The sequence below is a fragment of the Streptomyces sp. 7N604 genome (assembly GCF_052245475.1).
GTDB lineage: Bacteria > Actinomycetota > Actinomycetes > Streptomycetales > Streptomycetaceae > Streptomyces.
The window spans coordinates 139704-163127 of the sequence record NZ_JBQQBX010000022.1; the positions used below are offsets into that span (position 1 = coordinate 139704).

The following is a 23424-nucleotide window of genomic DNA, read 5'->3' on the forward strand; positions in this document are numbered from 1 at the left end:
GACCGCATCGACCGCGCCGAACCCCACTGAAGGAGCAGCCGACATGGCGGCAGCAGAGCAGCCCCCGACCTCGAGGACCGCAGCCGAGATCGCCACCCAGCCGAGCTGCTGGCGGCGCGCGGCGGAGGCCGCGGCCGCCGGGGCGGGTCTGCCGCGGCCGGGCGAGCGGGTGGCGGTGACCGGGTGCGGCACGTCGTGGTTCATGGCGCAGGCGTACGCGGCGCTGCGCGAGGCCGCGGGGCAGGGCGAGACGGACGCCTTCGCGGCGTCGGAGTTCCCGCTCGGGCGCCCGTACGACCGGGTCGTCGCCATCACCCGGTCCGGGACGACGACGGAGGTCCTGGACCTCCTGGCCTCGCTGCGCGGCCGTACGGGTGCGACGAGCGCGGCCGCCACCACTGCGACCACCTCCCCTGCCCCCGCCGCCCCTGCGACTACGGCTCTCACTGGGGATCCGAAGACGCCGGTGCTGGAGGCGGCCGGCGCCGTGGCGGTGCTGGACTGGGCTGACGAGGAGTCAGTCGTCCAGACCCGCTTCGCGACCACGGCCCTCGCGTACCTGCGAGCCGGTCTCGAGGCGCACGGGCCGCTCCCCGCGGGCGTGAAGACGGTCGCCGAAGCCGCCGTCGACGCCGAACTCGCCGTCACCCAGCCGGTACCGGAGACGGTGCTCGCGGCCGAGCAGTGGACTTTCCTGGGGCGCGGCTGGACATACGGCCTCGCGCAGGAGGCGGGCCTGAAGATGCGCGAAGCGGCGGGGGCCTGGACGGAGTCCTACCCGGCGATGGAGTACCGGCACGGGCCGATCTCGATCACCGGGCCGGGGCGCGTTGCCTGGGTGTTCGGTGCGCTGCCGGAGGGGCTGGCAGCGGATGTCGCCCGGGTCGGCGGCGCGCTGCTCGCCGACTCGGACGGCTCGACGGGGCCGCGGGCGCTGGACCCGATGGCGGATCTGATCCGCGCTCAGCGGCTGGCGGTCGCGGTGGCGGAGGCGAGGGGCTACGACCCGGACCGGCCGCGGAACGCATGCCCACAACCTGCTCAGCTCGCGCGGAGGGCCGGGCCCTTTCGGGTCCCGGGCCTCCGCATTGCGTCGCCGCGTCGCTGCGCCGCCGGCGGCTCAGCGTCAGTCGGGACGCCGGGCGCGACCTCAGACGTTGACGCCGAAGTCCTGGGCGATGCCGGCCAGGCCGGACGCGTAACCCTGGCCGACCGCGCGGAACTTCCACTCCGCGCCGTTGCGGTACAGCTCGCCGAAGACCATCGCGGTCTCGGTCGCCGCGTCCTCGCTGAGGTCGTAGCGGGCGATCTCGGCGCCGCCGGCCTGGTTGATGATGCGGATGTACGCGTTGCGCACCTGGCCGAAGTTCTGGCTGCGGGACTCCGCGTCGTAAATGGAGACGGGGAAGACGATCTTGTCCACGTCGGCCGGGAGACCGGCCAGGTTCACGTTGATGGCCTCGTCGTCGCCCGCGCCCTCGCCGGTGCGGTTGTCACCCGTGTGCACGATTGTCTGGTCCGGGGTGGACTTGTTGTTGAAGAAGACGAAGTGGCCGTCGGAGACGACCTTTCCGCCCGGGTTGACGGCGATCGCGCTCGCGTCCAGGTCGAAGTCCGTGCCGGTGGTGGTGCGGACGTCCCAGCCGAGGCCGACCGTGACGGCGGTGAGGCCCGGGGCCTCCTTGGTGAGCGAGACGTTGCCGCCCTTGGACAGGCTTACAGCCATGGGGATGTCCCTTTCCTCGTCAGTGTCTCGGGCTCCGTGCCGGTGACGAAGCTACCGTCACCCTCCACAACGCCAGGAGAGCACCGCCGGGTTCCGGCCCGCTTTACTTTCTTTACGCGCCCTGCGCGCCCCGTCCCCGCCCCCGTCCCCGCCCCGCCACCGCCGCGCCCCTGTCGCCCCGCGCCCCGGCGCACGGAAAAACGGGTGACGGCCGCGGGCCGGGGCGGGATCATGGGAAGCATGTCCGGGCCTTACGTCATCCGCGGCTCGGTCTCCCTCCCGGAGGCCGAGCTCATGTGGCGTTTCTCGCGCTCCTCCGGGCCCGGCGGCCAGCACGTCAACACCAGCGACAGCCAGGTCGAAGTGCGCTTCGACCTCGCCGCGACCGAAGCGCTGCCGCCGGTGTGGAAGGAGCGGGCCCTTGAACGGCTCGCGGGGCGCCTGGTCGACGGCGTGGTGTCCGTACGGGCCTCCGAGCACCGCTCGCAGTGGCGCAACCGCGAGACGGCGGCGGTCCGCCTTGCCGCCCTCCTCGCCGAGGCGACCGCGCCGCCGCCCAAGCCGCGCCGCCCGACCCGTATCCCTCGGGGCATCAACGAGCGGCGGCTGCGCCAGAAGAAGCAGCGCGGCGACATCAAGCGCGGCCGCAGCGGCCGCGACTGGTAGTCCCGCGGCTTCCCGCCCGTCCTCCCCCCGCTCCCCACCACCGGCTCTCCCCCCGGCTCCCCGCCCGCCGGGGGTGTCCGCACGCCGGGCCGGTCCGCTCGCCCGGGCCGGTCCGTCCGGGGCCGAACCGCCCTACCCCAGCAGCCGGTAGCGGCCGCGGAAGTACAGGAGAGGCCCGCCCTCCGCGCTCGGTGTACGGGCCGTCAGCACCCGTCCGATCACCAGCGTGTGGTCCCCCGCCCGCACCCGCTGCTCCGTACGGCACTCCAGCACCGCGAGCGCCCCGCCGACCAGCGGCGCCCCCGACGCCTCCCCGCGCTCGTACGCGATGTCCTCGAAGAGCAGCCGGTCGCTGATCCGCCCCTTCATCGAGAACCGTCCGGCGATGTGCCGCTGGCTTTCGGAGAGTACGGACACCCCCCACAGCGGTTGACGCTCCAGAAGTTCGTCCATCCGCGACTCGTTGCGAACGCTCACCATCACCAGCGGCGGGTCAAGTGACACCGACATAAACGCCGTCGCCGTCATGCCGACGTCCTCGCCCCGCGGCCCGTCCTCGGGGTCGAATGCGGTCAGCAGCACCACACCCGCGGCAAGCCGGGACATGGCGGCGCGGAACTCGTCGTCACTCACCCCATCAGCATGGGGGATGGCCTCTGGGCGCGGGGGCGGGGTCCTCTGCAACACGCGAAGAACGCTAGCGGCCGCCGCCGCGGACCCGCATCGGACCCGGGAACCAGCCGGGACCTAGGCCATCCGACGTACTCGCCGGTACGGGCCCGGTGTGCCGCCCGGATCCGGAATTTGCGATCAAGAACTGTAGGAGCGCTCCCACCCTTGGGCTGCAACGATTCATCACTGACTGTGACTTGAGTCACAGCAAGCGGTAATTGTTGACCCTGTGTACCGAGTGAGCAGCTCGCTGTGATTCAGTGGCCGTGGCAATCGGATGTCTGACCCTGGAGTTGCTGTCAGGTCTCGGGGGGTGCGAGCGATGGAGACGGAGTCGGAGCCGTACGTCCGGCTCGCGACCCTGCGGCAACTGCACCACGTCGTCGCGGACCTGAACACCGCCCGCAGCCTCGCCGACACCCTGCAGACCGTCGCGGACGGTGTCATCAACGGGCTCGGCTACGAGCTTGCCGCCGTGAATCTCGTACGGCCCGACGGCGACCTCGTCGTCGCAGCCGTCGCCGGCAGCGCGGGCGCCGAGGCCCTCATGGCGGGCCGGGTCGGCTCCCGCACCGCCTGGGACCGCTGGCTGTCCATGGGCGAGCACTGGGGCGCGCTGCGCTTCATCCCGCACACCGAGGGCTGGGTGCTGGACGACGACGACATCCCGCAGTGGCGCAACGACGGCCCGATCCCGCGGTTCGCCGACGAGTGGCACCCGATGGACCGGCTGCTGGCGCCCATGTACTCGTCCGGCGAGGAGCTGCTCGGCGTGATCTCCGTCGACAAGCCGCGCAACGGACGCAAGCCCGGCCCCTGGGGCTGCGAGGCGCTGCAGATGTACGCCTTCCAGGCCGCCATCGCCATCAGCAACGCGCGGCTGCGCGCCAACATGCAGCGCGCGCTCGTACGGCTCGAGCGCGAGCAGCAGGCCCTGCGCGCCAGCGAGGAGTCCTTTCGCCAGGCCTTCGAGTACGCGCCCAGCGGGATGGCCATCGCCGAGATGGGCGGCGACCAGCACGGACGCCTGCTGCGCACCAACGACGCGCTGTGCCGGCTGCTGGGCCGCCCCGCGGCCGCGATGCGCCGCTACTCCTTCTCGGACCTGGTGCACCCCGAGGACATCGGCACCCTGCTGCGCACCTCGGCCGAGGGCGGCCGGGCCGAGCTGCGACTGGCCCGCCGCGACGGCACGTACGTCTGGGTGTCGCTGCGCAACTCCGTGGTCGCCGACGCCGCCGACGGGCCGCGCTTCCTCCTCACCCACGTCGAGGACATCGAGGAGCGCAAGCGTCACGAACTGCAGCTCGCGCACCGCGCGAGCCACGACTCGCTGACCGGGCTGCCGAACAGCGCCGAGCTGCGCGCCCGGCTCGGCGCCCGGCTGTGCAGCAGGCCGCCGCTGCCCTCCCAGAACGGGCCGAGCAGCAAGACGCTCGACGTGGCGCCCGGCGAGTTCGGGGGCGCCGCATACGGTCCTGTGGAGGCCGAGGCGGAGACCGACGAGCTCGGCTTCCGCTCCGACGGCTTCGACGCGCCGTACGCAGGGCGTCGCCCGTTCCCGCCGCCCCTGGGCCCGTACGACCACCATGTGCACTCCGTCGCGCCGCCCGAGGGCGAGCAGGACGACGGCACCAAGGGCCTCGCCGTCCTCTTCTGCGACCTCGACGGCTTCAAGTCGATCAACGACCGCTTCGGGCACCACACGGGTGACGCCGTCCTGATCGAGGTCGCCCGGCGGCTCACCAACGGCGTGCGGGACGGGGACACGGTGGCCCGGCTCGGGGGCGACGAGTTCGTCGTCCTCGCCGACGGCCTCGGCCGCGCGGACGCCCAGGACCTGGCCGTACGGCTGCGCAACGCGATCATCCCGCCGATCCGCGTGGAGGGGCGGGCGGTCCGGGTCGGGGCGAGTTTCGGCATCGGCTGGGCGAGCTGCGGCATGTCGGCCGAGGAGGTCCTGCAGTCGGCGGACCAGCGGATGTACGTGGAGAAGCGCTCCCGCGCGAAGACGCACCGCCGGGCGGGGTGACACGACTCACCTCTCACCGCCCTCGCATGGGGACGCCCAGGCGGGGCGGGCGCGGCCGCCGTTCCACCGCGGTGAACACGGACCGGTCCTTGCGGCGAGCGGGTAGGCTCGGTCGATCGGGTGGTGTGGCTTCGGACGAGCGCCTCGGAGCGGCCGCCGCCGGTGAATCGATCATGAACATTGGCCATCGGGACAGCGCTGGGCCTGTCGGGGTCGCCCCGGCCTTGATAGGAGCTGTCCTGGCGTTCTGGGTCCAGAGCGCCTTTGGTCCGAAGACAGTTGGGGAGTGACAAGGGGATGACGGCCGGGAACAACGGCGCGAGCACGCCTGAGAATGACGATCCGTTCGCCTACCTGTACCGCTCGGAGGACGGCGAGGGTGGCGCAGGCGCGGACTCGGCGGCCGCTCCCCGTACCGGCGGCTACGGCTACCCTCCCCCAGAGCTTCGCCTGGGAGGTGCTCCCAGCCCGGCACAGCCCGGCGTCCCCCGCACCTCGTACAACCAGGTCTCGCGGGTCGGCGAGCGCCGCTACGGCCAGCAGGCTCAGCAGGGACAGCAGGCGCCGTACGCGACGCAGCCGCAGCAGTCCTACGGCCAGCAGACGAACCCGCACTACGCCGCCCCCGAGACCTTCCCCGGCGGGACGCCGAACCGCCCCGCGCCCCCGTCCCACGGCGGCGCCCACGGTGGCGGCGGGCGCGGCCCGAACAGCAGGGGCCTGCTCATCGGCGCCATCGCCGTCGTCGCGGTGGTCGTCATCGGCATCGGGGTCGCGATGCTCACCAACAACACCGGGGGCGAGGGCAAGCAGGACGAGGCCGGGAACTCCGCGCCCCCGAGCGCGGCCGAGAGCGTCGATCCCAGCGAGGACCCGGGCGACGAGCCCCAGACGGAGCTGCCGAAGGCGGACGCGGCCAGCCTCCGCGTCGACAGCCCGGCCACCACCGACTCGAGCATCAAGGGCGCCAAGAGCGCCACGGGCGCATACGTCGGCATGAACGCCCCGGGTGCGGCGGCGACCTGGAACATGGACGTCGACAAGGCCGGGGAGTACCGGCTGTACGTGCGGTACGGCGTGCCGGGCAAGGACGCCGACCTCACCCTCACGACCAACGGGAAGCCCTCCTCCCAGGCGATCAACATGAAGAACTTCGCCGGGGCCAAGGCCGGCGACTGGGAGCACGGCTGGCAGCACACGTGGTCCACGGTCAACCTCACCAAGGGCACCAACACGATCAAGCTGTCGTGCGAGACGGGCAACGCGTGCGAAGTCAACCTCGACAGGGTCGCGTTGCGGCCCGGGAGCGGCGGGGCTCCGGACGGCTGGTGACGAGCCGACGGACGGGCGTGGCCGACTGATGGCTCGTCAGCCGCGCTGACCGGCGGTTTGTCTGCTGCCGCTGACCGTACGGAGGAAGCGGGCGACCGCCTCCGCCATCGCGTCCCGCGCGGGGGCCAGGTACTTGCGCGGGTCGACCGTTTTCGGGTTCGCGTCGAGGTAGGCCCGTACGGCGCCGGTGAAGGCCGTGTTGAGGGCCGTGCCCACGTTGACCTTGAACACGCCGGAGGCGACGGCGCGGCGGAGTTCGGCGTCGGGGACGCCCGATGAGCCGTGCAGGACCAGGGGCACGGGGACGGCGTCGTGAAGGCGGGCGATCAGGTCGTGGTCCAGGGTCGCGGTGCGCTCGGTCATCGCGTGCGAGCTGCCGACCGCGACGGCGAGGGCGTCCACGCCGGTGGCGGCGGCGTACGCGGCGGCCTCGGCGGGGTCGGTCCGTACGCCCGGCGCGTGCGCGTCCAAGGGCGGCTCGCCCTCCTTGCCGCCGACCTTGCCGAGTTCGGCCTCGACCCAGATGCCGCGCTCGTGGCCCCAGCGCACCGCCTCCGCCGTGGCCTTGACGTTGTCGCCGTAGCTGAGCTTCGAGGCATCGAACATCACCGAGCTGAAGCCCTCGGGGTGCGCGGCGCGCAGCAGCTCCGCCGACTCGACGTGGTCGAGGTGGAGCGCGAGGGGCGCGGACGAGGCGCGGGCGACTGCGGCGGCGGCCGCGGCGACCGGGCCCAGGCGCCCGCCGTGGAACTTCACGGCGTTCTCCGAGATCTGCAGGATCGCGGGCGCGCCCGCGGACTCGGCGCCCGCCGCGATGGCTTCCGCGTGCTCCAGCGTGATCACGTTGAACGCCGCCACGGCGCGCCCCGCCGCCTGTGCCCGCGCGACGAGCTCGGCTGTGCCGACCAGTGGCATGCGCCCTCCCCGAACGTGGGCCGCGGCGGGCCCGGTTGTGGCCGGGAGCCGCGGCTGCGGCCCCAGTTGCCGTAAACCGCGAGCTGAGGCACGGTCGCAGTAAACCGCGAGCTGCGGGCCAGTTGACATAGCCGCGGGCTGCGGCGCGATTGCCATTGCCATGAACCGCGGGCAGCGGCCTGGTCGCCATGAGCCGTGGCTGCGGCTCGGCTGCGTCAAGACGTCGGCGCTGTGCGCCGGGCCTCCCGCCGTCCGACCGGGCATCTGAGTCCCCTTTAAGGGCGGGTGGGTGGGGAGGGCGTGCCGGAGGCGCGGGGGTGCAGCGGGCGGTTGTGCCTCTGTCCTGCTGGTCACTGCTGCCTCCCGGCCTCGTCAGACCGGGCAGTCCGACCGGTCGGCGACCTCGACCCGCGGCAGCAGGTCCTCGTACGTGGCGCGGTCGAACTCGCCCGCCACCGGGGCCCGTACGGTCGCCGCCGAGAGGGCCACGGCCCGCGCCAGGCGGTCCGGCCAGGACAACCCCTCGACCAGGCCCGACAGCAGGCCTGCCACGGCCGAGTCGCCCGCGCCCGTCGGGTTGCCGGGGATACGGCGCGGCGGCGCCGCCTGCCAGCTGCCGCCGGCCGTCGCCGCGAACATCCCGTCCGCGCCGAGCGAGGCGGCGACCGCGCGGGCGCCGCGGCGGCGGGTGGCGTGCGCGGCGCGTACGGGCTCGGTGGAGCCGGTGAGCCCGGCCAGTTCTTCGGCGTTGGGCTTGACGAGATCGGGGCGCGCGGCGATGCCGCGGCGCAGCGGCTCGCCGCTGGTGTCGAGGAGGACGGGTACGCCGGCGGCCTGCGCCTCGCGTATCAGCTGGGCGTACGTGCCGACGGGCAGGCCGGGCGGCAGGCTGCCGCACAGCGCGACGGCCTCGGCTTCGCCGAGAAGGGTGGTGTAGGTGCCCAGGAAGGCGTCCCACTCGGGGCGGGCGATGACCGGGCCGGGCTCGTTGAGCTGCGTGGTGTCCCCGGAGGCCGCGTCCACGACGCCGACGGTGCGGCGGGTGGCCCCGGCGATGGGCGTGAGCACGTCGACGATGTGGCCTCCCGCCGGGGAACGGGAGTCCGGGCCTTCCGGCCCCGGGGGCCGGACTGGGCCGTGGGCCCCGGGGCCGGACGTCACGGAAAGGGACCGGCCGCCGCCGTAGGTCGCGTCGGTCGCCGGTCCGCCTGCCGCACCGGTGTGGGGCCGGCCTTCCCCGCCCCCGGCCTCCCCATCGCGGGCCCGCCCGCCGGGCGCGGTGGCGTACTGCCCCGCACCGTCGCTGGTCCGGCGGCGCGCCGCGCCCAGCGCGGAGTCACCGGACGCCCGCGGGGCGGGCAAGGACGCGTGCGTGTCCGCCGCGAGGAGCCTGCGCACCGTCTCCCCCGTCGCCCCACCCACGAAGCCGGTGACCGCGACGCCGTGGCCGAGCGCCGCGAGCACCCGGGCCACGTTCAGCCCTTTGCCGCCGGGGCGCTCCGATACCTCGGACACGCGGTGCGTGGCCGAGGCCCGCAGGCGCGGCACGCGGTAGGTGATGTCGAGGGCGGCGTTGAGCGTGACCGTGAGGATCAACGGCTGCCCCTCCAGTGCTGTCGGTCTGCTGCCGGGCCCCAGGCCCGCCCGCGTAGGTACAAGTGCGCGAGCGATCATGCCACTGCCGCCTCCCGGCAGGCGAGACCCGTGACCGGCCCAACCGGTCGCGCTCTCAGCCCAGTTCGGGCGAAACGACCCATTCCCCCTTCCGCATGACGCTCACCAGGCGGAACTCCGCGTCGAGCACGACCAGATCGGCGTCCTTGCCCGGCTCCAGCGAGCCCACCCGGTCATACGCGCCGAGCAGCCGGGCCGGGGTTGCCGAGATGGCCTCGACGACCTGCTCCACCGGCAGTCTGTCAACCGTCACGCCGCGCCGGAAGGCCGTGTCCTGCGTCAGCGTCGAGCCCGCGATCGAGCCGCCCTCGACCAGCCGTGCCACGCCGTCCCTGACCTCGACGTCCATACCGCCGAGCGGGTAGCGGCCGTCGCCCTTTCCGGCCGCGCCCATCGCGTCGGTGATGAGGGCGACACGGGCCGCACCTGCGCGGTGGAAGGCGACGCCGAGGACGGCCGGGTGCAGGTGCACGCCGTCATTGATCAGCTCGACGGTCACCCGCTCGTCCTCGAGCAGTGCGGGAATCGGGCCGGGCGCGCGGTGTGCGAGGGGCGGCATCGCGTTGAAGAGGTGGGTCGCCACGGTGGCGCCCGCCTCGATGGCGGCGAGCGTCGCGTCGTACGAGCCGTCGGTGTGGCCTACGGCTGCGATGACGCCGTGGTCGGCCAGCAGCCGTACGGACTCCAGGCCGCCGGGCAGTTCGGGCGCGAGCGTCATCATCCGCGCCGTGCCGCGCGCCGCGTCGACCAGCTTCCGTACGTCCGCGGGGTCGGGGTCGCGCAGCAGCGTCGGCTCGTGGGCGCCGCAGCGGTTGCGGGCGATGAACGGGCCCTCGAAGTGGATGCCCGCGAGGTCGCCCTGCTCGACCAGCTCGGAGAGCGCGGACGCCTGGTGGGCCAGGTCGTCGAGGTCTCCGGTGACGGTGGAGGCGACCATCGTGGTGGTGCCGTGGTGCCGGTGGGTCGCGACGACTTCGAGGGCCTGCTCCGCCGTACCGGCGGAGAAGGAGGCGCCGCCGCCGCCGTGCACGTGGATGTCGACGAAGCCGGGGACGATCCAGTGGTCGCTCGGCAGGGCGACGGTGGTGGCCTCGCCCCCGGCGTACGGCGCGATGGTGCGGCCGTCGACCGTGACGCGGCCGCCCTCGACGACGCCGGTCGGCAGCACCACGCGCGCGCCGGTGAGAACCTTGACTGCCTTACGAGCCACCATCAGGCGGTTACCTCCGCGGAGAGAAGATCCCAGGCGAGCAGGCCCGCGCCCAGGCATCCGGCGGTGTCCCCCAGGGCCGCCGGGACGATGTCGGGGATTTGCTGGAAGGTGATGCGGGCCTCGACGGCTGCCCGGAGCGGCGCGAAGAGCGTCTCTCCGGCCTCGGCGAGGCCGCCACCGATGATCAGTGTGCGGGGGTCGAGGAGGGTGAGGCCGGTGACGAGGCCGTCGGCGAGCGCGTTTATCGCCTCCTGCCACACGGCGCGGGCCCGCGGGTCGCCGGACTCGACGGCCTTCGCGCAGTCGGCGGCGTCCACGTCCGGGTCGCCGCTCGCTTCCGCCCAGGCGCGGGAGACGGCGGACGCGGAGGCGAGTGTCTCCAGGCAGCCGGCCTGCCCGCAGCCGCAGGCGGGGCCGCCGGGGCGTACGACGATGTGGCCGATCTCGCCCGCGCAGCCGTGGGCGCCGGCCTCGATCCGGCCGTCGATGCCGATGGCGCCGGCGATGCCGGTGCCCAGGGGGAGGAAGAGAAAGCGATCAGCCCCGCGGCCCGCTCCGATGCGGCCTTCGGCGAGGCCGCCGGTGCGGACGTCGTGGCCGAGCGCGACGGGACAGCGTCCGTTCCCGTCGGCGCCGAGCCTCTCGGCGAGGCGGGCCCGCAGGGGGACGTCACGCCAGCCGAGGTTGGCGGCGTAGACAGCGATGCCGTCGCTCTCGTCGACGATCCCGGGGACCGCGACGCCTGCGGCGACGGCGGGCTCGCCGAACCGCTCGCGCCCGAGCTGCCGCAGCTCGGCGGCGAAGTCGAGGATGGACTCGACGACGGCTTCGGCCCCACGCTCCCGGCCGGTCGCCCGGCGGGCCTCGTACAACAGCGCGCCGTCCGCCGCCACGAGGGCAGCCTTCATCCCGGTGCCGCCCACGTCGAGGGCGATGACGTTTCTCACGAGACCAGTCTCGCGCGGCCCACCCCAAGAGGTCTAGTCCACTCACACCCTCGCCGGGCGGGCCGCAGCCGCGGGAGGGGATGCGGGACGAGATGCGCAGGTCCGCGCGGCGGGCAGGCGGCCCGGTGCCGCCGCGGGGCAACGCGGATCTGCCGGCCGCCGACGCCGGGGGGTGTGCGGCTGCGCGGCGGGGCCCGAACGAGGCGGCGCGGGCGGGTGCGGATTACGGGTTCGTGCCGCCGCGGGGCGGCGTTCCGCCGGGCCGGGCGCGGCGCCCATCCGTGCGCCCGCCCCCAATACCGTCCCAACCCCACCGCGCCGGTGTTCCGCATCGAGAGCTGCCCCCGCCGGCCCGGTGGGCCGCCCGCCGCGGGCCGACCGCGCGCGCCGGGCCCGTGCGCCGGGTTCCGCGGCGTTAGCGTCGGCGCATGATCCTGGAAACGCTCACGCTGTCCGAAGACGAGGCGCACGGGCCGCACGGCCTGCCCGCGCCGCTGCTCGACGAGCTGACGGCGCTCTACCGCTCCGACCCCGTCTTCCAGCGGATCAGCGGCGACTTCCCCGACCCCGAGGACATCCGTCCCGAGCAGGTCGCGGCGAGCATCCGGCAGGAACTGGCGCATCCCGCGGCCGAGGTGCTGCTCGGCCGGGAGGGGCACCAGCTGCTCGGTGTGGCCATCACGCTCGCCGAGCACCCGGATCCGGACGACCCGGATCCGTGGATCGGCCTGCTGATGGTGCATGGACAGGAGCAGCGGACCGGGCACGGGCAGGAGTTGGCCCAGCTCGTGGAGGAGCGGCTGCGGGCCGCGGGGCACGAGGGCGTACGGCTCGCGGTGCTGGAGAACAATCCGAAGGCGCTGGCGTTCTGGACCGCCCTCGGTTACGAGGTCATCGACCACCGGGAGGACCGGCGGCTGCACCGGCCGTGCCTCGTGCTGCGCAAGGACCTCCGGGAATCAGGGGACTTTCCGGGCGTAAGGGAGTAACTCCCAGGCCAATGACCTCTGTTGAGCCACACCTGACACGGCCGTAATACGAACATGTCCGGTCAGTCATCGGACAATGCAAGGTCAAATCTTTGTTGCCGACCTGTCGTAAAGGTTCAACCAATGGCACGCTCTGGTCGGCTCGTCCGCGCATCGCGGTAGGGCCTTCTTTTCGCATGGGTGCGCAATCCCCTCCGTGAGGCCCGCCTTGCGGAGCCCGCACGACCCGCACCGCTCGTACGACTCGCACCACTCGCAGCACTCGCAGCACCGCACCCGCACGCTCCTGTACCACGGGCCGCCACACCCACGGCCGCCCGTCCCCCACACCCGGGCCGCGACCCGCGGCCCCGCATCGAGGAGACCGAGTGAGACGCACGTCCAACTCTCCCCGGAAACACGCCAGAAAGCGCACCGCCGGCGCCGCCGCGCTCGCTGCCTCGGCCGCCATGGTCGTCGTCGGCGTCCAGACCGGCTCGGCGAGCGCCCAGCCCGACCGCGACTCCGCCGCCGCGGGCGCGGCCGGAGCCATCGCGGTCGCGCAGTCCACTGCCCAGCGCGCCTCCGCGATCGAGGCCGCGCAGACCGCAGCCCCGGCCGAAGCCGGTGCGCTCGGCCTCGGCGCCCAGGAGAACCTGATCGTCCGCGATGTCATCAAGGACGCGAACGGGACCGTCCACACCCGCTACGAGCGCACGTACGCCGGCCTGCCCGTCCTCGGCGGTGACCTCGTCGTCCACGAGAAGAAGAGCGGCTCGCGCAGCGTCACCAAGGCGACCAAGGCCCGGATATCCGTGCGGGACACGGCGGCCGACGTCCCCGCGTCCGCCGCGAAGAAGACCGCCCTGAAGGCCGCGGAGACCGAGGGCACCGGCGAGGGCGGCAAGGCCGGCAAGACCGGCGGGGCCGCCACCGGCGAGGCCCCCCGCAAGGTGATCTGGGCGGCGGGCGGCAAGCCCGTACTGGCCTGGGAGACCGTCGTCACCGGGCTCCAGCACGACGGCACGCCCAGCGAGCTCCACGTCGTCACCGACGCCGCCACCGGCAAGAAGCTCTTCGCGAACGAGACGGTCCACACCGGAACCGGCACCGGCGATTACAGCGGCAAGGTCACCCTCGGCACGACGAAGAGCGGCAGCTCGTACGAGCTGAAGGACGGCGCCCGCGGCAACCACCGGACCAACGACCTGGGTCAGGGCACGTCCGGCAGCGGCGCGATCTTCAAGGATGCGGACGACGTCTGGGGCGGCGGGCGGCAGAGTGCCGCCGTCGACGCGCACTACGGGGCCGCGACCACCTGGGACTTCTACAAGAACGTCCTGGGCAGGAACGGCATCAAGAACGACGGCGTGGGCGCGTACTCCCGCGTGCACTACGGCGACAACTACGTCAACGCCTTCTGGTCCGACAGCTGCTTCTGCATGACGTACGGGGACGGCGAGGGCAACGCGAACCCGCTGACCTCGCTGGACGTCGCCGCGCACGAGCTGAGCCACGGCGTCACCTCCAACACCGCAGGGCTGCGGTACAGCGGCGAGTCGGGCGGCCTGAACGAGGCGACCTCCGACATCTTCGCCACCTCCACCGAGTTCTACGCGAAGAACCTCGCCGACCCGGGCGACTACCTCATCGGCGAGAAGATCGACATCAACGGCGACGGCACGCCGCTGCGCTACCAGGACAAGCCGAGCCGCGACGGCGCCTCCAAGGACAACTGGTACGCGGGCATCGCGAACATCGACGTCCACTACTCCTCCGGCCCCGCGAACCACTTCTACTACCTGCTGTCCGAGGGCAGCGGCGCGAAGACGATCAACGGGGTGTCCTACAACAGCCCGACGTTCGACGGCTCGAAGGTGACGGGCATCGGGCGGGCCAAGGCGGAGAAGATCTGGTACCGGGCGCTCACGACGTACATGACGTCGACGACCAACTACAAGCGCGCGCGCACCGCCACCCTCAAGGCGGCGGGTGACCTGTTCGGGACGACGAGCGCCGAGTACAAGGCGGTCGCCGCGGCCTGGACCGGGGTGAACGTGAAGTAGCCGGGTCACCCGGCGGCATCACGCGGTCACGGGCCGCACCGCCTTCCCCCGGTGCGGCCCGTGACACCATCGAGCGGTGATCGACCTCGGCTATTCGCTCTCCCGCCGCTTCCCCGACCCGCCGCAGACGGACTACCGGACCGCGGACGTACGCGCCCTGCGGCACGACCTCTTCTGCGGCGACGTCCATCTCGCCGACACCGAGGCCGACCGGGAGTTGTCCACAGGCTGGGGATGGGTGCCCGTACTGGACTTCGCCTGGGCGCTGTGCGACATCGTCGAGCGGCTCGACCTCGATCCGCGCGGGAGCCGCTCGCACCGCGCCCAGTACGCCGAGCTGGACTTCACCGAGACCACCGACCGTATGCGCTTCGAGCGCCGCTTCGGCTGGGTGGACGTCACGGCCGACTGGCAGCCGGCCGGAGAGCCGCCGCTCACCCTCAACCACGCGGCGCTGCGCCGCGAGGCCCGCGACTTTCTGCAGGATCTGATCGCGGACCTCACGGATATGCACGAGGCGCTCGCGGGCAATCCCGTCATCTGGGATCTGCAAGCACGTTTCCCTCGGATCTGAACCGGCGGAACGGGCCGGGCCGGGACAAGCCAGAACAGAACACACGAAACCGGTCCCGAAACAGCCGGGCGCGATTCCGTCAGACGCGGCGCAAGCGCACGGCCAGCCCATGTCCGATCAGCAGGTAAATGATGGCGGGCAGGCCGTAATTGAGGAATACGCGCAGCCCTTCGGTCTCCATGGTGAAGATGTCCTGGGACCACCATGCGAGGAAATCCGCCATTCCGCGCACAAACCCGACGAAGACGTTTCCCTGGTTGGCTTCGAGCAGGTACAGCAGGATCCACAGGGCCAGAAAGCCTGCGGCAATGTCCGCGATGGTCTGGATGATCAGGGCTGCCCGGCTTGCTCCGGCGCCGTCCCGGTTGGCGCCATAGGCGCCGTTTACGGGCCTGGGTTCAGGGTTGTTGTTCATGGCCCGCTGATTGCCGGACCCAGGCGCGCGAAACCTCTTTCAAGCTTGCGATTCGATATCCATCAGTTAGATCATTCCGGGCCCTGGACCCGCACTCCGAACTGCGCCGCGAATGCCGGTGCCAATTCCAGGAGTTGGGCCGGAGAGATCACCGCACCCGCAAGCCGGTCCACTCCCCGCGCAATGTCCAGTTCGGCCGCCTCGCGCAGATCCACTTCCGCCATGCGCGCCCCGCTGAAATCCACCTGCCGCAGTGAGCAGTCGCGGAAGACGACCTTCTCAAGCCGCGCGCCGCCGAAGTCGGCCTCGGCGAGCACGCACCCCTCGAAAACCACGTCCTTGAACGAGGCCCCTCGCAGATTGAGGTAGTCGATCTTCCCGCCGCGCACCACCACCCGCTCCAGGACCGAGCCGTGCAGCTGCACCCCGCCCAGCCGCGCGTCGCTCAGCTCCACATCCCGCAGCACCGCCCCGGCGAGGTCCGTGCCGACGCCACGCACCCCCTCGAGCACGCTGTCGATGAACCGCGCCCCGGTCAGCCGCGTCTCGTCGAGGCCGCAGCGCCGCAGCGCGCAGTCCAGGAAGCGGGCGTCCCGCCCGTCCTGTCCCGCGAGGTCGAGATCCGCGAATTCCAGGCCCTCGTAGTCCCCCTCCCCCTCGAGCCCGTCCTCCTCGAACGGCAAAAGCTCCATGCGTATCTCCCGCTGCTCCGCACTGCCCGGTCGTCCCGCGCTTCCCGGTCGTCGTGTCTCCCATCCTGAGGCACGGGTCTGACAGCGGAGGCTTGACCTCAAGCAAGCTTGAGGTTGGAGGCTGTTGCCGAGCGGCGAAAGCCGACCCGACCGCTCGAACCGACCGTTCAACCCGACCGCTCGACCCGACCGCTCGACCCGGCCACTCGACCCGGCCGCTCGACCCGACCGACCCTTGGGAGCCCACCATGCACGCGATCCGCCAGTACGCCTTCGGCCCGGCCGAGAACCTGCGCTATGAGAAGGCCGAGGACCCGGAGCCGGGCCCGGGACAGGTGCGGATCGCGGTCGCCGCGGCCGGTGTCCACATGCTCGACACCACCATCCGCCAGGGCGCCCAGCGTGGCCCGCTCCCGCTGCCCGAACTGCCCATGACACCCGGCCGCGAGGTCGCAGGAACGGTCGATGCGCTCGGCGAGGGCGTGCCGGAGAGCCTGCTCGGCAGCCGCGTCGTCGTCCACCTCGGCCCGTCCCCGGCCCACGGCGGCTACGCCGAACTGACCGTCGCGGAAGCCGAGTCCCTCCACCCGGCCCCGGATGGGCTCTCCTCGGAGAAGGCCGTCGCCATGATCGGCACGGGCCGTACGGCCCTGGGCATCCTGGAGCAGGCCGCCCTTACCCCCGACGACGTGGTCCTGGTCACCGCCGCGGCCGGCGGCCTCGGCACCCTCATCGTCCAGTACGCCCGCCATCTGGGCGCCACCGTGGTCGGCGTCGCCGGCGGCCCGGCCAAGACCGAGGCCGTACGGGCCAACGGCGCGGACATCGCGGTCGACTACAGCGCCCCCGACTGGGCGGACCAGGTCCGCGCCGCCATTGGCTCCCGCGCCATCACGGTCGCCTTCGACGGCGTCGGCGGCACTCTCGGCCGTACCGCCTTCGGCCTCGTCGGCCGCGGCGGCCGCCACATCGTCTACGGCTGGGCCCCCGGCAGCGACGCAACCGAGCCCTCGGAGGCGGAGCTGACCGAGCGCGGCGTCACGTCCGAGGTGGTGGTGGGCCCGCGCATGCTCGCACGGCCGGGCGGTCTGCGCGGCCTGGAGGACGCGGCGATGGAGGCCGCCGCCGAGGGCCGCCTGGACCCCGCGGTGACCACCTTCCCCCTCGCGGAGGCGGCGGCCGCCCACCGCGCTCTGGAGTCCCGCGTGACGACGGGCAAGGTCGTCCTCATCCCCTGAGGCTGTGCCTTGCGGCAGGCCGTGAGTCGGCACCGGTGAGCGACGTCCTACGCGCGGCGATACGCAGGCGGTGAGCACGGGCTCGTATGGCGGGAGTTGCACGCTCTCCACGCAGCCGCAGGCCCACGAGGCCGCAGACGCGCGAGGCCGCGGGGGCAAGTCTGGGGGCTTCGCCTCAGACCACACGGGGTCCAGGGGCGGAGCCCTGGTTACGGGAAGGGGCGAGGTGGGGGAAAGCTCCGCCGGACCCGTCCTACGCCGGCCGCTCCGCAGCCTCCGGCCCAGCCGCCTCGGAAGCGAGCCGGGACAGCGGGGCGCCGGTGAGCCGGTAGCCGGTCCACTCCTCCATCGGGACCGCGCCGAGCGACTTGTAGAAGTCGATCGACGGGGTGTTCCAGTCCAGGACGGACCAGTCCAGGCGCCCGTACCCGCGCTCCTCGCAGAGCCGGGCCAGCTCCGCGAGGAGCGCCTTGCCGTGGCCCCGGCCGCGGGCCTCGGGCCGGACGTAAAGGTCCTCCAGGTAGATGCCGTGCACGCCGCGCCAGGTGGAGAAGTTGAGGAACCAGAGGGCGAAGCCCTCGGCCCGGCCGTCCGTCTCCGCGATGTGCGCAAAGGCCACCGGGCTCTCGCAGAAGAGGGCGCGGCGTATGTGCTCCTCTGTCGCCTCGGCCTCGTGCTCGGCCTTCTCGTACGCGGCGAGCTCGCGGATCATGGCGACGATGGCGGGGACGTCCTCTGGCTTGGCTGTACGGATCATGTCGTCAGCGTACGGCCGGGCCGCCGGGCATCGGCATCCCTCCGGATGACGCGGCATCCCCTGGATACCGCTGGCTTTCGAGCGATGACTTGACGTAGTCGGAAGGCACTCACGAGAACGTGTTCCCGACCCCTGGGGTCCCTGCCCTAGCCTCGTGTCCCCGCCCGTATGCGCCACCCGTATGCATCGCGCGCGTGCGTCGCGCGAATGCGCCCCTTCTCAACGCTTATCGAGGGGAGTTGGCACCCCGTCATGGCAGAACCGGCAGCCGGACCGGACGGCGGCGGAGTCCTGAAGCAGCTCGCCGCGGAGGGAGTGTCCCTCTGGCTGGACGGCGCCTGCCGGGAGCTGCTCGACTCCGGCCGCCTGGACCGGCTGGTGCGGGACCGGCGAATCAGCGGGGCCACCACGAACCCGGGCCTGCTGACCGGATCCGTGACGACCCACCCCTCGTACCTGGAGCAGTTGGGCCGGCTGGAGAGCCAGGGGACGTCCTGCGACGAGGCGGTGCGGGCGCTGCTCGCCTACGACGCCCGGTGGGCCTGTGACGTGCTGCGGCCGGTGTTCAGGGCGAGCGGCGGCCTGGAGGGCCAGGTGTCGGTGGACCTCGACCCGCGGCTCGCGCACGACGCGGGGGCCACGGTCGCCGAGGCCCGCGCGGTGAACCGCGCCGTGAACCGGCCCAATGTGCTGGTCAAGATCCCGGCCACCGAGGCCGGGCTCTCCGCGATCACCGACTGTCTCGCCGACGGGATCAGCGTGCACGCCACGACCCTCTACTCGGTGCACCGCTACGGCGAGGCCGTCGACGCCTACTTCGAGGGCCTTGAGCGGGCGCGCGCGGCGGGGCATCCGCTGCGGGCGATCACCTCACTGGCCGGGCTGCCGATCAGCCGGCTCGACGCCGAGGTGGACGCCCGCCTCGACGGGCTCAGTCCCGGCCCCAGACCCAGACCCAGACCCGGGCTCGGGCTCGGACCGGCCGCCGCCCGCGCGCTCCGCGGGCAGACCTCGCTCGCCACCGCCCGCCTGGCGTACCGGCTCTACGAGGAACGGCTCGGCAGCGACCGCTGGCGCTCCCTCGTGGCCGCCGGAGCCCGCCCGCAGCGGCTGATGTGGAGCTCGACCGCGGTTCAGGACCCGGCGTACTCCAAGACCCGTTACGTCGACGGCTTCGTCGCCTGGGGCACGGTCAACGCGCTGCCCACGGACACGCTCGACGCGGCCGTCCACCACTCCCGGCTGCGCGGCGACACCATGACGGGCGAGCACGAGGCGGCGAGGCGGGTGATCGAGGAGCTGGAGGCCCTCGGCATCGGGTACGAGGCGGTGGTGCGCCAGGTGGCGGAGGACTGTCTCAGGAACGCCCTGGAGGCGTGGGAGGACCTGCGCTCCGCCGCGCGCACCGCCGCCACCACTCGTACCGCCACCACTCGTACCGCCGCCACCCGTACCGCCGCCACCCCTGCCGCCGCCGCCCAAACCGCCGCCGCGGAAAGGACCCTACGGACCCGCCCCTTCACGCCGACTGCGTCTGCCAGGCCCTCCCCGGAAATTCCGCCCCCGTCAGGGCGAGCAGCGGCGCCGCCTTCACCGCCGTCTCCTCGTACTCCTCCTCCCGGTCCGACAGCGCGATGATCGCGCCGCCCACGCCGTAGCGCCTCGACCGAGCCGGTCCGGGCGCACCGGCCGAGGTCGTTGCGTACCAGGTCGACGATCACCGGGTTCTCGGCCCGGTCCTTCTCGCTGTTCAGCAGGTCGGCGGCGTGGCGCGCGTCCTCCTGCGGCGTGGCGCCACGCGGCAGGGTGCCTTTGATGGGCCTGGACTCCGCGAGCCCGTCGCGGCCGACGCGCAGAAACCGCTCGGGCGGGTCGGCAGCGGCTCCACCAGCACGCGCAGCCTGGGTCCCGGCCGCGGGTCGGCCACAGCAGGGCGGTGGGGCACGGCAGGACGACCGGCCGCGGGAGCCTGGGGGTCCGGGCGGCGGCGGCCGGTCGGTCGGACGGGCTGCGCGGGCGTGCGGGTGGGCCCGGCCGCCCGGTGCTCGCGGGTCATCCGGGCGAAGTTGCCCAGGAGTTGGCGGCCGCCGTCCGTGCCGATGGACTCGGGGTGGAACTGCACGCCCCACAGCGGCAGCTGCCGGTGGCGCAGGCCCATGAGGACGCCGTCGGGCGTCAGGCGGTGGCCTCGAGCTCGTCCGGCAGGCAGGTGACGGCCAGCGAGTGGTACCGAACCACCTCCAGCGGGGACGGCAGCCCGGCGACGAGGCCGGTGCCGTCGTGCAGCACGGGCGAGGTGCGGCCGTGCCGCGGCTCGGGGGCGCTTCCGACGGTCTCGCCGTGGGCCAGGGCGATGCCCTGGTGGCCGAGGCAGACGCCGAGCACGGGCAGCTCTGCGGCCTCGGCGATCTCCCGGCAGATCCCGAAGTCGGCGGCGCGGCGCGGGGTTCCGGGCCCGGGCGAGAGGACGCCGTTGTCGAACTCGGCGAGCAGCCCGGGTCGCCACCGCGGGTCGTCGTTGCGGATCACCACGGGCTCCTGCCCGCCCACCTGCGCGGGGTGGTGGAAGAGGTTGTGCAGGTGAAGGAGTCGTAGTTGTCGATCAGCAGCGTGCGCACTGTGGACACCCGTAACCGGAACTCATACGACGACGGCCTCGAGCAGCATGTGCTCGACCATGTCCGTGCCTTCGGGGACCGAACGGGTGGCCAGGACCCGTAGTTCCCGGCCGGTTGCGGCAGCGATCGCGTTCAGGCCCTCGACGTCTCCCCGGTTGCTGAAGTGCAGCAGCACCGAGCCGCCCGCGGTCAGCCACTGCGGCGCCTCCGCCAGATACCTGCGGTGCACCGCGTATCCGGCGTCCACGTAGGCCCGCTCATGGACCGAGCGGTACTCGTAGTCCTCCGGGGCCCGCACGTAGTTGGAGCTCCAGAAGATCGTGTCGAACCGCTCGCCGGGCCCGAGTCCGGAGAACAGGTCGCCGTGCACGGCGCGGACGCGGTCGGAGACGCCGTGCCGGGCGGCGTTCCTGGCCGCGTTCTCGACCGCGCGCTCGCTGATGTCGGCCGCGACGACCGGGCCGCAGCCGGCCAGGGCGGCGGTGACGGCGATGATGCCGGTGCCGCAGCCGATCTCCAGCAGCGAACCCTTGAGCGGGGCCTGCTCCGCTTCGGCTGTTCCGTCGGTGAGTCCGGGTCCGGATCCGAGCCCGAGGAAGTCGAGAGCGATGCCCGTCGAGGGGGAGTAGATCGGCGCGAAGACCTCGTCCAGCAGATCCCAGTCGCGCCCCCGCATGGTGAAAACGCTGGGTCGGTCCGTTCTGGTCAGTGACTCCCGGCTGCGCTGAAGTGACCGGACATAGCTCTGGACTTCCGACACTTGACCCCTGCTCCCTACGTCGGCCTCCGTTCAGCCGGACCGTACAGATGAGCGATGTACGGACGCCAACTGTTTCGCACAGCTGAGGCGCCGCAACAGGTGACCCGGCAACACTCTCGGGGGTCCGAGAGGTGCCCGGGTCACCACAGTACGGTCCTGAGCTGCGGCGTTCCGGCTGTCCTCACGCTTGGTCAAGCCTTGACTCGCACCTTGTCCCGTCATTAGGTTCGCGGCGAGGGGGACGTTCTGGCCTCAACGGGGGAGCACGGTGTCGGACGGCGGATCAGAAGGCATCGACGTCTTATCCGTCCTCGAGCTGCTGGCCAAGGAGGCACCTCCGAGCCAGTTCGAGGACCTGATCAGGCAGGCCCGCCGGGAAGGCGCCTCGCCCGCCGCCCTCGAAGAGCTGTCCCGCGCCCAGGAGTTGGCGCTGTCCGTCCACGCGCTGCTCGGCCGCCGCCGGCAGCGCGAGGCCGGTCTCTCCGCCCTCGTCGACACCGCACGCGACCTGACCACTCCGTACGACCTGGACGCCCTCCTCGAGCTCATCACCCGGCGAGCCCGCCGGCTGCTCAGCGTCGACATGTCCTACATCAGCTTCCACGAGCCCGCGGAGTCGTGCTCCTACGTCCGCACCGCCGACGGCAACGCCACCGCGCTCACCATCGGCTTCAAGGCCCCGCTGTTCTCCGGGCTCGGCCAGAAGGTCACCGACAGCTCCGCGCCCTTCTGGACGCCCGACTACCTGCCGGACGAGCGGATCGTGCACCAGGACGTCCTCGACGAGGTGGTCAGGGCCGAGGGGCTGCGCGCGATGATGGCCGTCCCCCTCCGCTACGGCAACTCCACCTTCGGGATCCTCTACATCGCCGACCGGAACATCCGTCACTTCACCCCGGACGAGGTCTCGCTGATGAGCTCGCTCGGGGACCTCGCCGCCGTGGCCATCGAGAAGACCCGTCTGCTGGACCGCACCCACGCCGAGGTCGTCGAGCTGGAGCTGGACACCTCGCGGGCCAAGTCGCGCCTCACCGCCGTGCGGCGGCTCGGCGACACCCACAGCCGCCTCATCGACCTCGTGCTCACCGGCTCGGACCTGCACACGCTCGCCGCGGAGGCGGCGGATGCGCTGGAGGGCACCCTGATGGTGCGGGACGCGGACGGGCGGCTGCTCACCGCCACCGGCGAGCTCCCGGGCCTCGACGAGACCGAGGTCACCAAGGCGGCCCTGGACGCGCACGCCGGACAGGCGCGGCCGGCCCTGCCCGACGGCACCTGGGTGGCCCCGGTCGTAGCGGGGCGCGAGGACCTCGGCACGCTCCTGCTGCGCCCCAGGACGCCGCTCAACGACAACGGCGTACGGCTGCTGCACCTGGCCGCGCAGGCCGTCGCGGTCCTGCTGCTGATGCAGCGCAGCACGGCCGTCGCCGAGGACAAGGTGCGCGACGAGCTGTTCGAGGACCTGCTCGCCACCCCGCAGCGGCCGCCGCAGCAGCTCGCCGAGCGCGCCCGCCGGCTCGCCGTCCACCTGGAGAAGCCGCATGTCGTGGTCGTCGCCCGGCCCGAGGGCGGGGCGCAGGGCAGGGCGCTGGTGTGGGCGGCCTCATATGCCCGCCGGATGACGGGTCTCAAGAGCACCCGCGACGGCTGCATCGTGCTGCTCCTGCCCGGCTCCGACGCGAGCGGCGCGGCGCAGGCGGTCTCCGCCGAGCTGTCGCCGCTGCTCGGCCACCCCGTCACGGTGGGCGGCGCGGGCCCGGTCTCGGATCCGGGCCCGGTCTTCCGCGCCTACCGTGAGGCGCTGCGCTGCCTGGACGCGCTCACCGCGCTGGGCGGCACCGGCTCCACCGCCTCCGCCAAGGAGCTCGGCTTCCTCGGCCTGCTGCTCTCCGACAACCACGACGCCGAGGGGTTCATCGCCGCCGCGATCGGTCCCGTCCTGGAGTACGACGCGCAGCGCTACACCGACCTCACCGGCACCCTGCGCTCGTACTTCGAATCGGGCGGCAGCCCCACGCGCGCCGCGGAGGCCCTGCACGTTCATCCCAACACCGTCTCACGGCGCCTCGAGCGCATCACCGAACTGCTCGGCCCCGACTGGCAGAAACCGGAGCGCGCTCTCGAAGTGCAGCTGGCGCTCCGGCTAAACCTCGCCCTTC

Annotated in this window: 19 protein-coding genes and 3 pseudogenes; 10 read left to right on the forward strand and 12 right to left on the reverse strand. The window is 72.8% G+C overall.

Annotated features, from left to right (window positions below; genetic code table 11):
- Positions 1-43 precede the first annotated feature (43 nt).
- A pseudogene (locus tag ACTWP8_RS24390) lies at positions 44-1024 on the forward strand (SIS domain-containing protein); the annotation flags it as partial.
- Between the two features lie 126 nt (positions 1025-1150).
- On the opposite strand, the gene ACTWP8_RS24395 reads toward ACTWP8_RS24390, so the two are convergent.
- On the reverse strand, positions 1151-1726 hold the full coding sequence (locus ACTWP8_RS24395; RefSeq protein WP_443319432.1) for a TerD family protein: 576 nt from the start codon (positions 1724-1726) through the stop codon (positions 1151-1153).
- A 240-nt stretch (positions 1727-1966) separates the two neighbouring features.
- Here ACTWP8_RS24395 and arfB point away from each other — a divergent pair, with 240 nt between their 5' ends.
- The gene (arfB, locus tag ACTWP8_RS24400) at positions 1967-2392 is read left to right on the forward strand and encodes an alternative ribosome rescue aminoacyl-tRNA hydrolase ArfB (RefSeq protein WP_443324280.1); all 426 of its coding nucleotides are present in this window, start codon (positions 1967-1969) and stop codon (positions 2390-2392) included.
- A gap of 132 nt (positions 2393-2524) precedes the next feature.
- Here arfB and ACTWP8_RS24405 read toward each other — a convergent pair whose 3' ends face one another.
- Positions 2525-3025, reverse strand: a complete 501-nt coding sequence (locus ACTWP8_RS24405) for a flavin reductase family protein (protein ID WP_443319434.1) — start codon at positions 3023-3025, stop codon at positions 2525-2527.
- Between the two features lie 361 nt (positions 3026-3386).
- Between ACTWP8_RS24405 and cdgB the strand changes: the two genes are divergently transcribed.
- Complete coding sequence (gene cdgB / locus ACTWP8_RS24410; RefSeq protein ID WP_443324254.1) at positions 3387-5096, forward strand: diguanylate cyclase CdgB; 1710 nt, start codon at positions 3387-3389, stop codon at positions 5094-5096.
- 297 nt (positions 5097-5393) lie between these two features.
- Positions 5394-6428, forward strand: coding sequence for a CBM35 domain-containing protein (locus ACTWP8_RS24415; RefSeq protein ID WP_443324255.1), 1035 nt, complete (start codon positions 5394-5396; stop codon positions 6426-6428).
- Between the two features lie 36 nt (positions 6429-6464).
- On the opposite strand, the gene ACTWP8_RS24420 is transcribed toward ACTWP8_RS24415, so the two are convergent.
- The 4 genes from ACTWP8_RS24420 to ACTWP8_RS24435 form a co-directional block, all read right to left on the reverse strand.
- A complete protein-coding gene (locus tag ACTWP8_RS24420) occupies positions 6465-7343 on the reverse strand; it encodes a class II fructose-bisphosphate aldolase (protein WP_443324256.1) in 879 nt (292 codons plus the stop codon).
- A gap of 372 nt (positions 7344-7715) precedes the next feature.
- Positions 7716-8903 carry a 1-phosphofructokinase family hexose kinase gene (locus ACTWP8_RS24425; protein ID WP_443324281.1) on the reverse strand — a complete coding sequence of 396 codons (1188 nt, stop codon included), beginning with the start codon at positions 8901-8903 and terminating at the stop codon, positions 7716-7718.
- Between the two features lie 169 nt (positions 8904-9072).
- A complete protein-coding gene (gene nagA, locus ACTWP8_RS24430; protein WP_443324257.1) occupies positions 9073-10230 on the reverse strand; it encodes an N-acetylglucosamine-6-phosphate deacetylase in 1158 nt (385 codons plus the stop codon).
- Positions 10230-11177 carry an ROK family protein gene (locus ACTWP8_RS24435; protein ID WP_443324258.1) on the reverse strand — a complete coding sequence of 316 codons (948 nt, stop codon included), beginning with the start codon at positions 11175-11177 and terminating at the stop codon, positions 10230-10232. The genes nagA and ACTWP8_RS24435 overlap by 1 nt, the downstream gene beginning before the upstream one ends.
- A gap of 428 nt (positions 11178-11605) precedes the next feature.
- On the opposite strand from ACTWP8_RS24435, the gene ACTWP8_RS24440 reads away from it, so the two are divergent.
- The 3 genes from ACTWP8_RS24440 to ACTWP8_RS24450 all read left to right on the forward strand — a co-directional run bounded on the left by ACTWP8_RS24440 (position 11606) and on the right by ACTWP8_RS24450 (position 14785).
- Entirely contained in the window at positions 11606-12166 is a 561-nt protein-coding gene (locus tag ACTWP8_RS24440) for a GNAT family N-acetyltransferase (RefSeq protein ID WP_443324259.1), read from the forward strand.
- Positions 12167-12615: 449 nt separating this feature from the next.
- A complete protein-coding gene (locus ACTWP8_RS24445; RefSeq protein ID WP_443324282.1) occupies positions 12616-14211 on the forward strand; it encodes a M4 family metallopeptidase in 1596 nt (531 codons plus the stop codon).
- Positions 14212-14287: 76 nt separating this feature from the next.
- The gene (locus ACTWP8_RS24450) at positions 14288-14785 is read left to right on the forward strand and encodes a hypothetical protein (RefSeq protein WP_443324260.1); all 498 of its coding nucleotides are present in this window, start codon (positions 14288-14290) and stop codon (positions 14783-14785) included.
- 79 nt (positions 14786-14864) lie between these two features.
- Here the strand turns inward: ACTWP8_RS24450 and ACTWP8_RS24455 are convergent, their stop codons facing one another.
- Positions 14865-15200: a hypothetical protein gene (locus tag ACTWP8_RS24455; RefSeq protein WP_443319442.1), complete on the reverse strand. Its 336-nt coding sequence runs from the start codon at positions 15198-15200 to the stop codon at positions 14865-14867.
- A gap of 71 nt (positions 15201-15271) precedes the next feature.
- Positions 15272-15892, reverse strand: coding sequence for a pentapeptide repeat-containing protein (locus tag ACTWP8_RS24460; protein ID WP_443324261.1), 621 nt, complete (start codon positions 15890-15892; stop codon positions 15272-15274).
- 248 nt (positions 15893-16140) lie between these two features.
- Between ACTWP8_RS24460 and ACTWP8_RS24465 the strand changes: the two genes are divergently transcribed.
- Positions 16141-17130, forward strand: a complete 990-nt coding sequence (locus ACTWP8_RS24465) for a zinc-binding dehydrogenase (RefSeq protein WP_443324262.1) — start codon at positions 16141-16143, stop codon at positions 17128-17130.
- Between the two features lie 253 nt (positions 17131-17383).
- Here ACTWP8_RS24465 and ACTWP8_RS24470 read toward each other — a convergent pair whose 3' ends face one another.
- A complete protein-coding gene (locus ACTWP8_RS24470) occupies positions 17384-17887 on the reverse strand; it encodes a GNAT family N-acetyltransferase (RefSeq protein ID WP_443324263.1) in 504 nt (167 codons plus the stop codon).
- Between the two features lie 252 nt (positions 17888-18139).
- Between ACTWP8_RS24470 and tal the strand changes: the two genes are divergently transcribed.
- Positions 18140-19525, forward strand: coding sequence for a transaldolase (tal, locus tag ACTWP8_RS24475; RefSeq protein WP_443324264.1), 1386 nt, complete (start codon positions 18140-18142; stop codon positions 19523-19525).
- 80 nt (positions 19526-19605) lie between these two features.
- On the opposite strand, the pseudogene ACTWP8_RS24480 reads toward tal, so the two are convergent.
- From ACTWP8_RS24480 to ACTWP8_RS24490, 3 genes and pseudogenes are all read right to left on the reverse strand, one after another.
- Positions 19606-19743 (reverse strand): annotated as a pseudogene (locus ACTWP8_RS24480) (chorismate-binding protein); the annotation flags it as partial.
- A gap of 11 nt (positions 19744-19754) precedes the next feature.
- Positions 19755-20505 (reverse strand): annotated as a pseudogene (locus ACTWP8_RS24485) (anthranilate synthase component II); the annotation flags it as partial.
- A gap of 22 nt (positions 20506-20527) precedes the next feature.
- Positions 20528-21181: a methyltransferase domain-containing protein gene (locus ACTWP8_RS24490; RefSeq protein WP_443324265.1), complete on the reverse strand. Its 654-nt coding sequence runs from the start codon at positions 21179-21181 to the stop codon at positions 20528-20530.
- Positions 21182-21533: 352 nt separating this feature from the next.
- Between ACTWP8_RS24490 and ACTWP8_RS24495 the strand changes: the two genes are divergently transcribed.
- Positions 21534-23424: helix-turn-helix domain-containing protein (locus tag ACTWP8_RS24495; RefSeq protein ID WP_443324266.1), on the forward strand; the 1891-nt coding region annotated here is incomplete at its 3' end.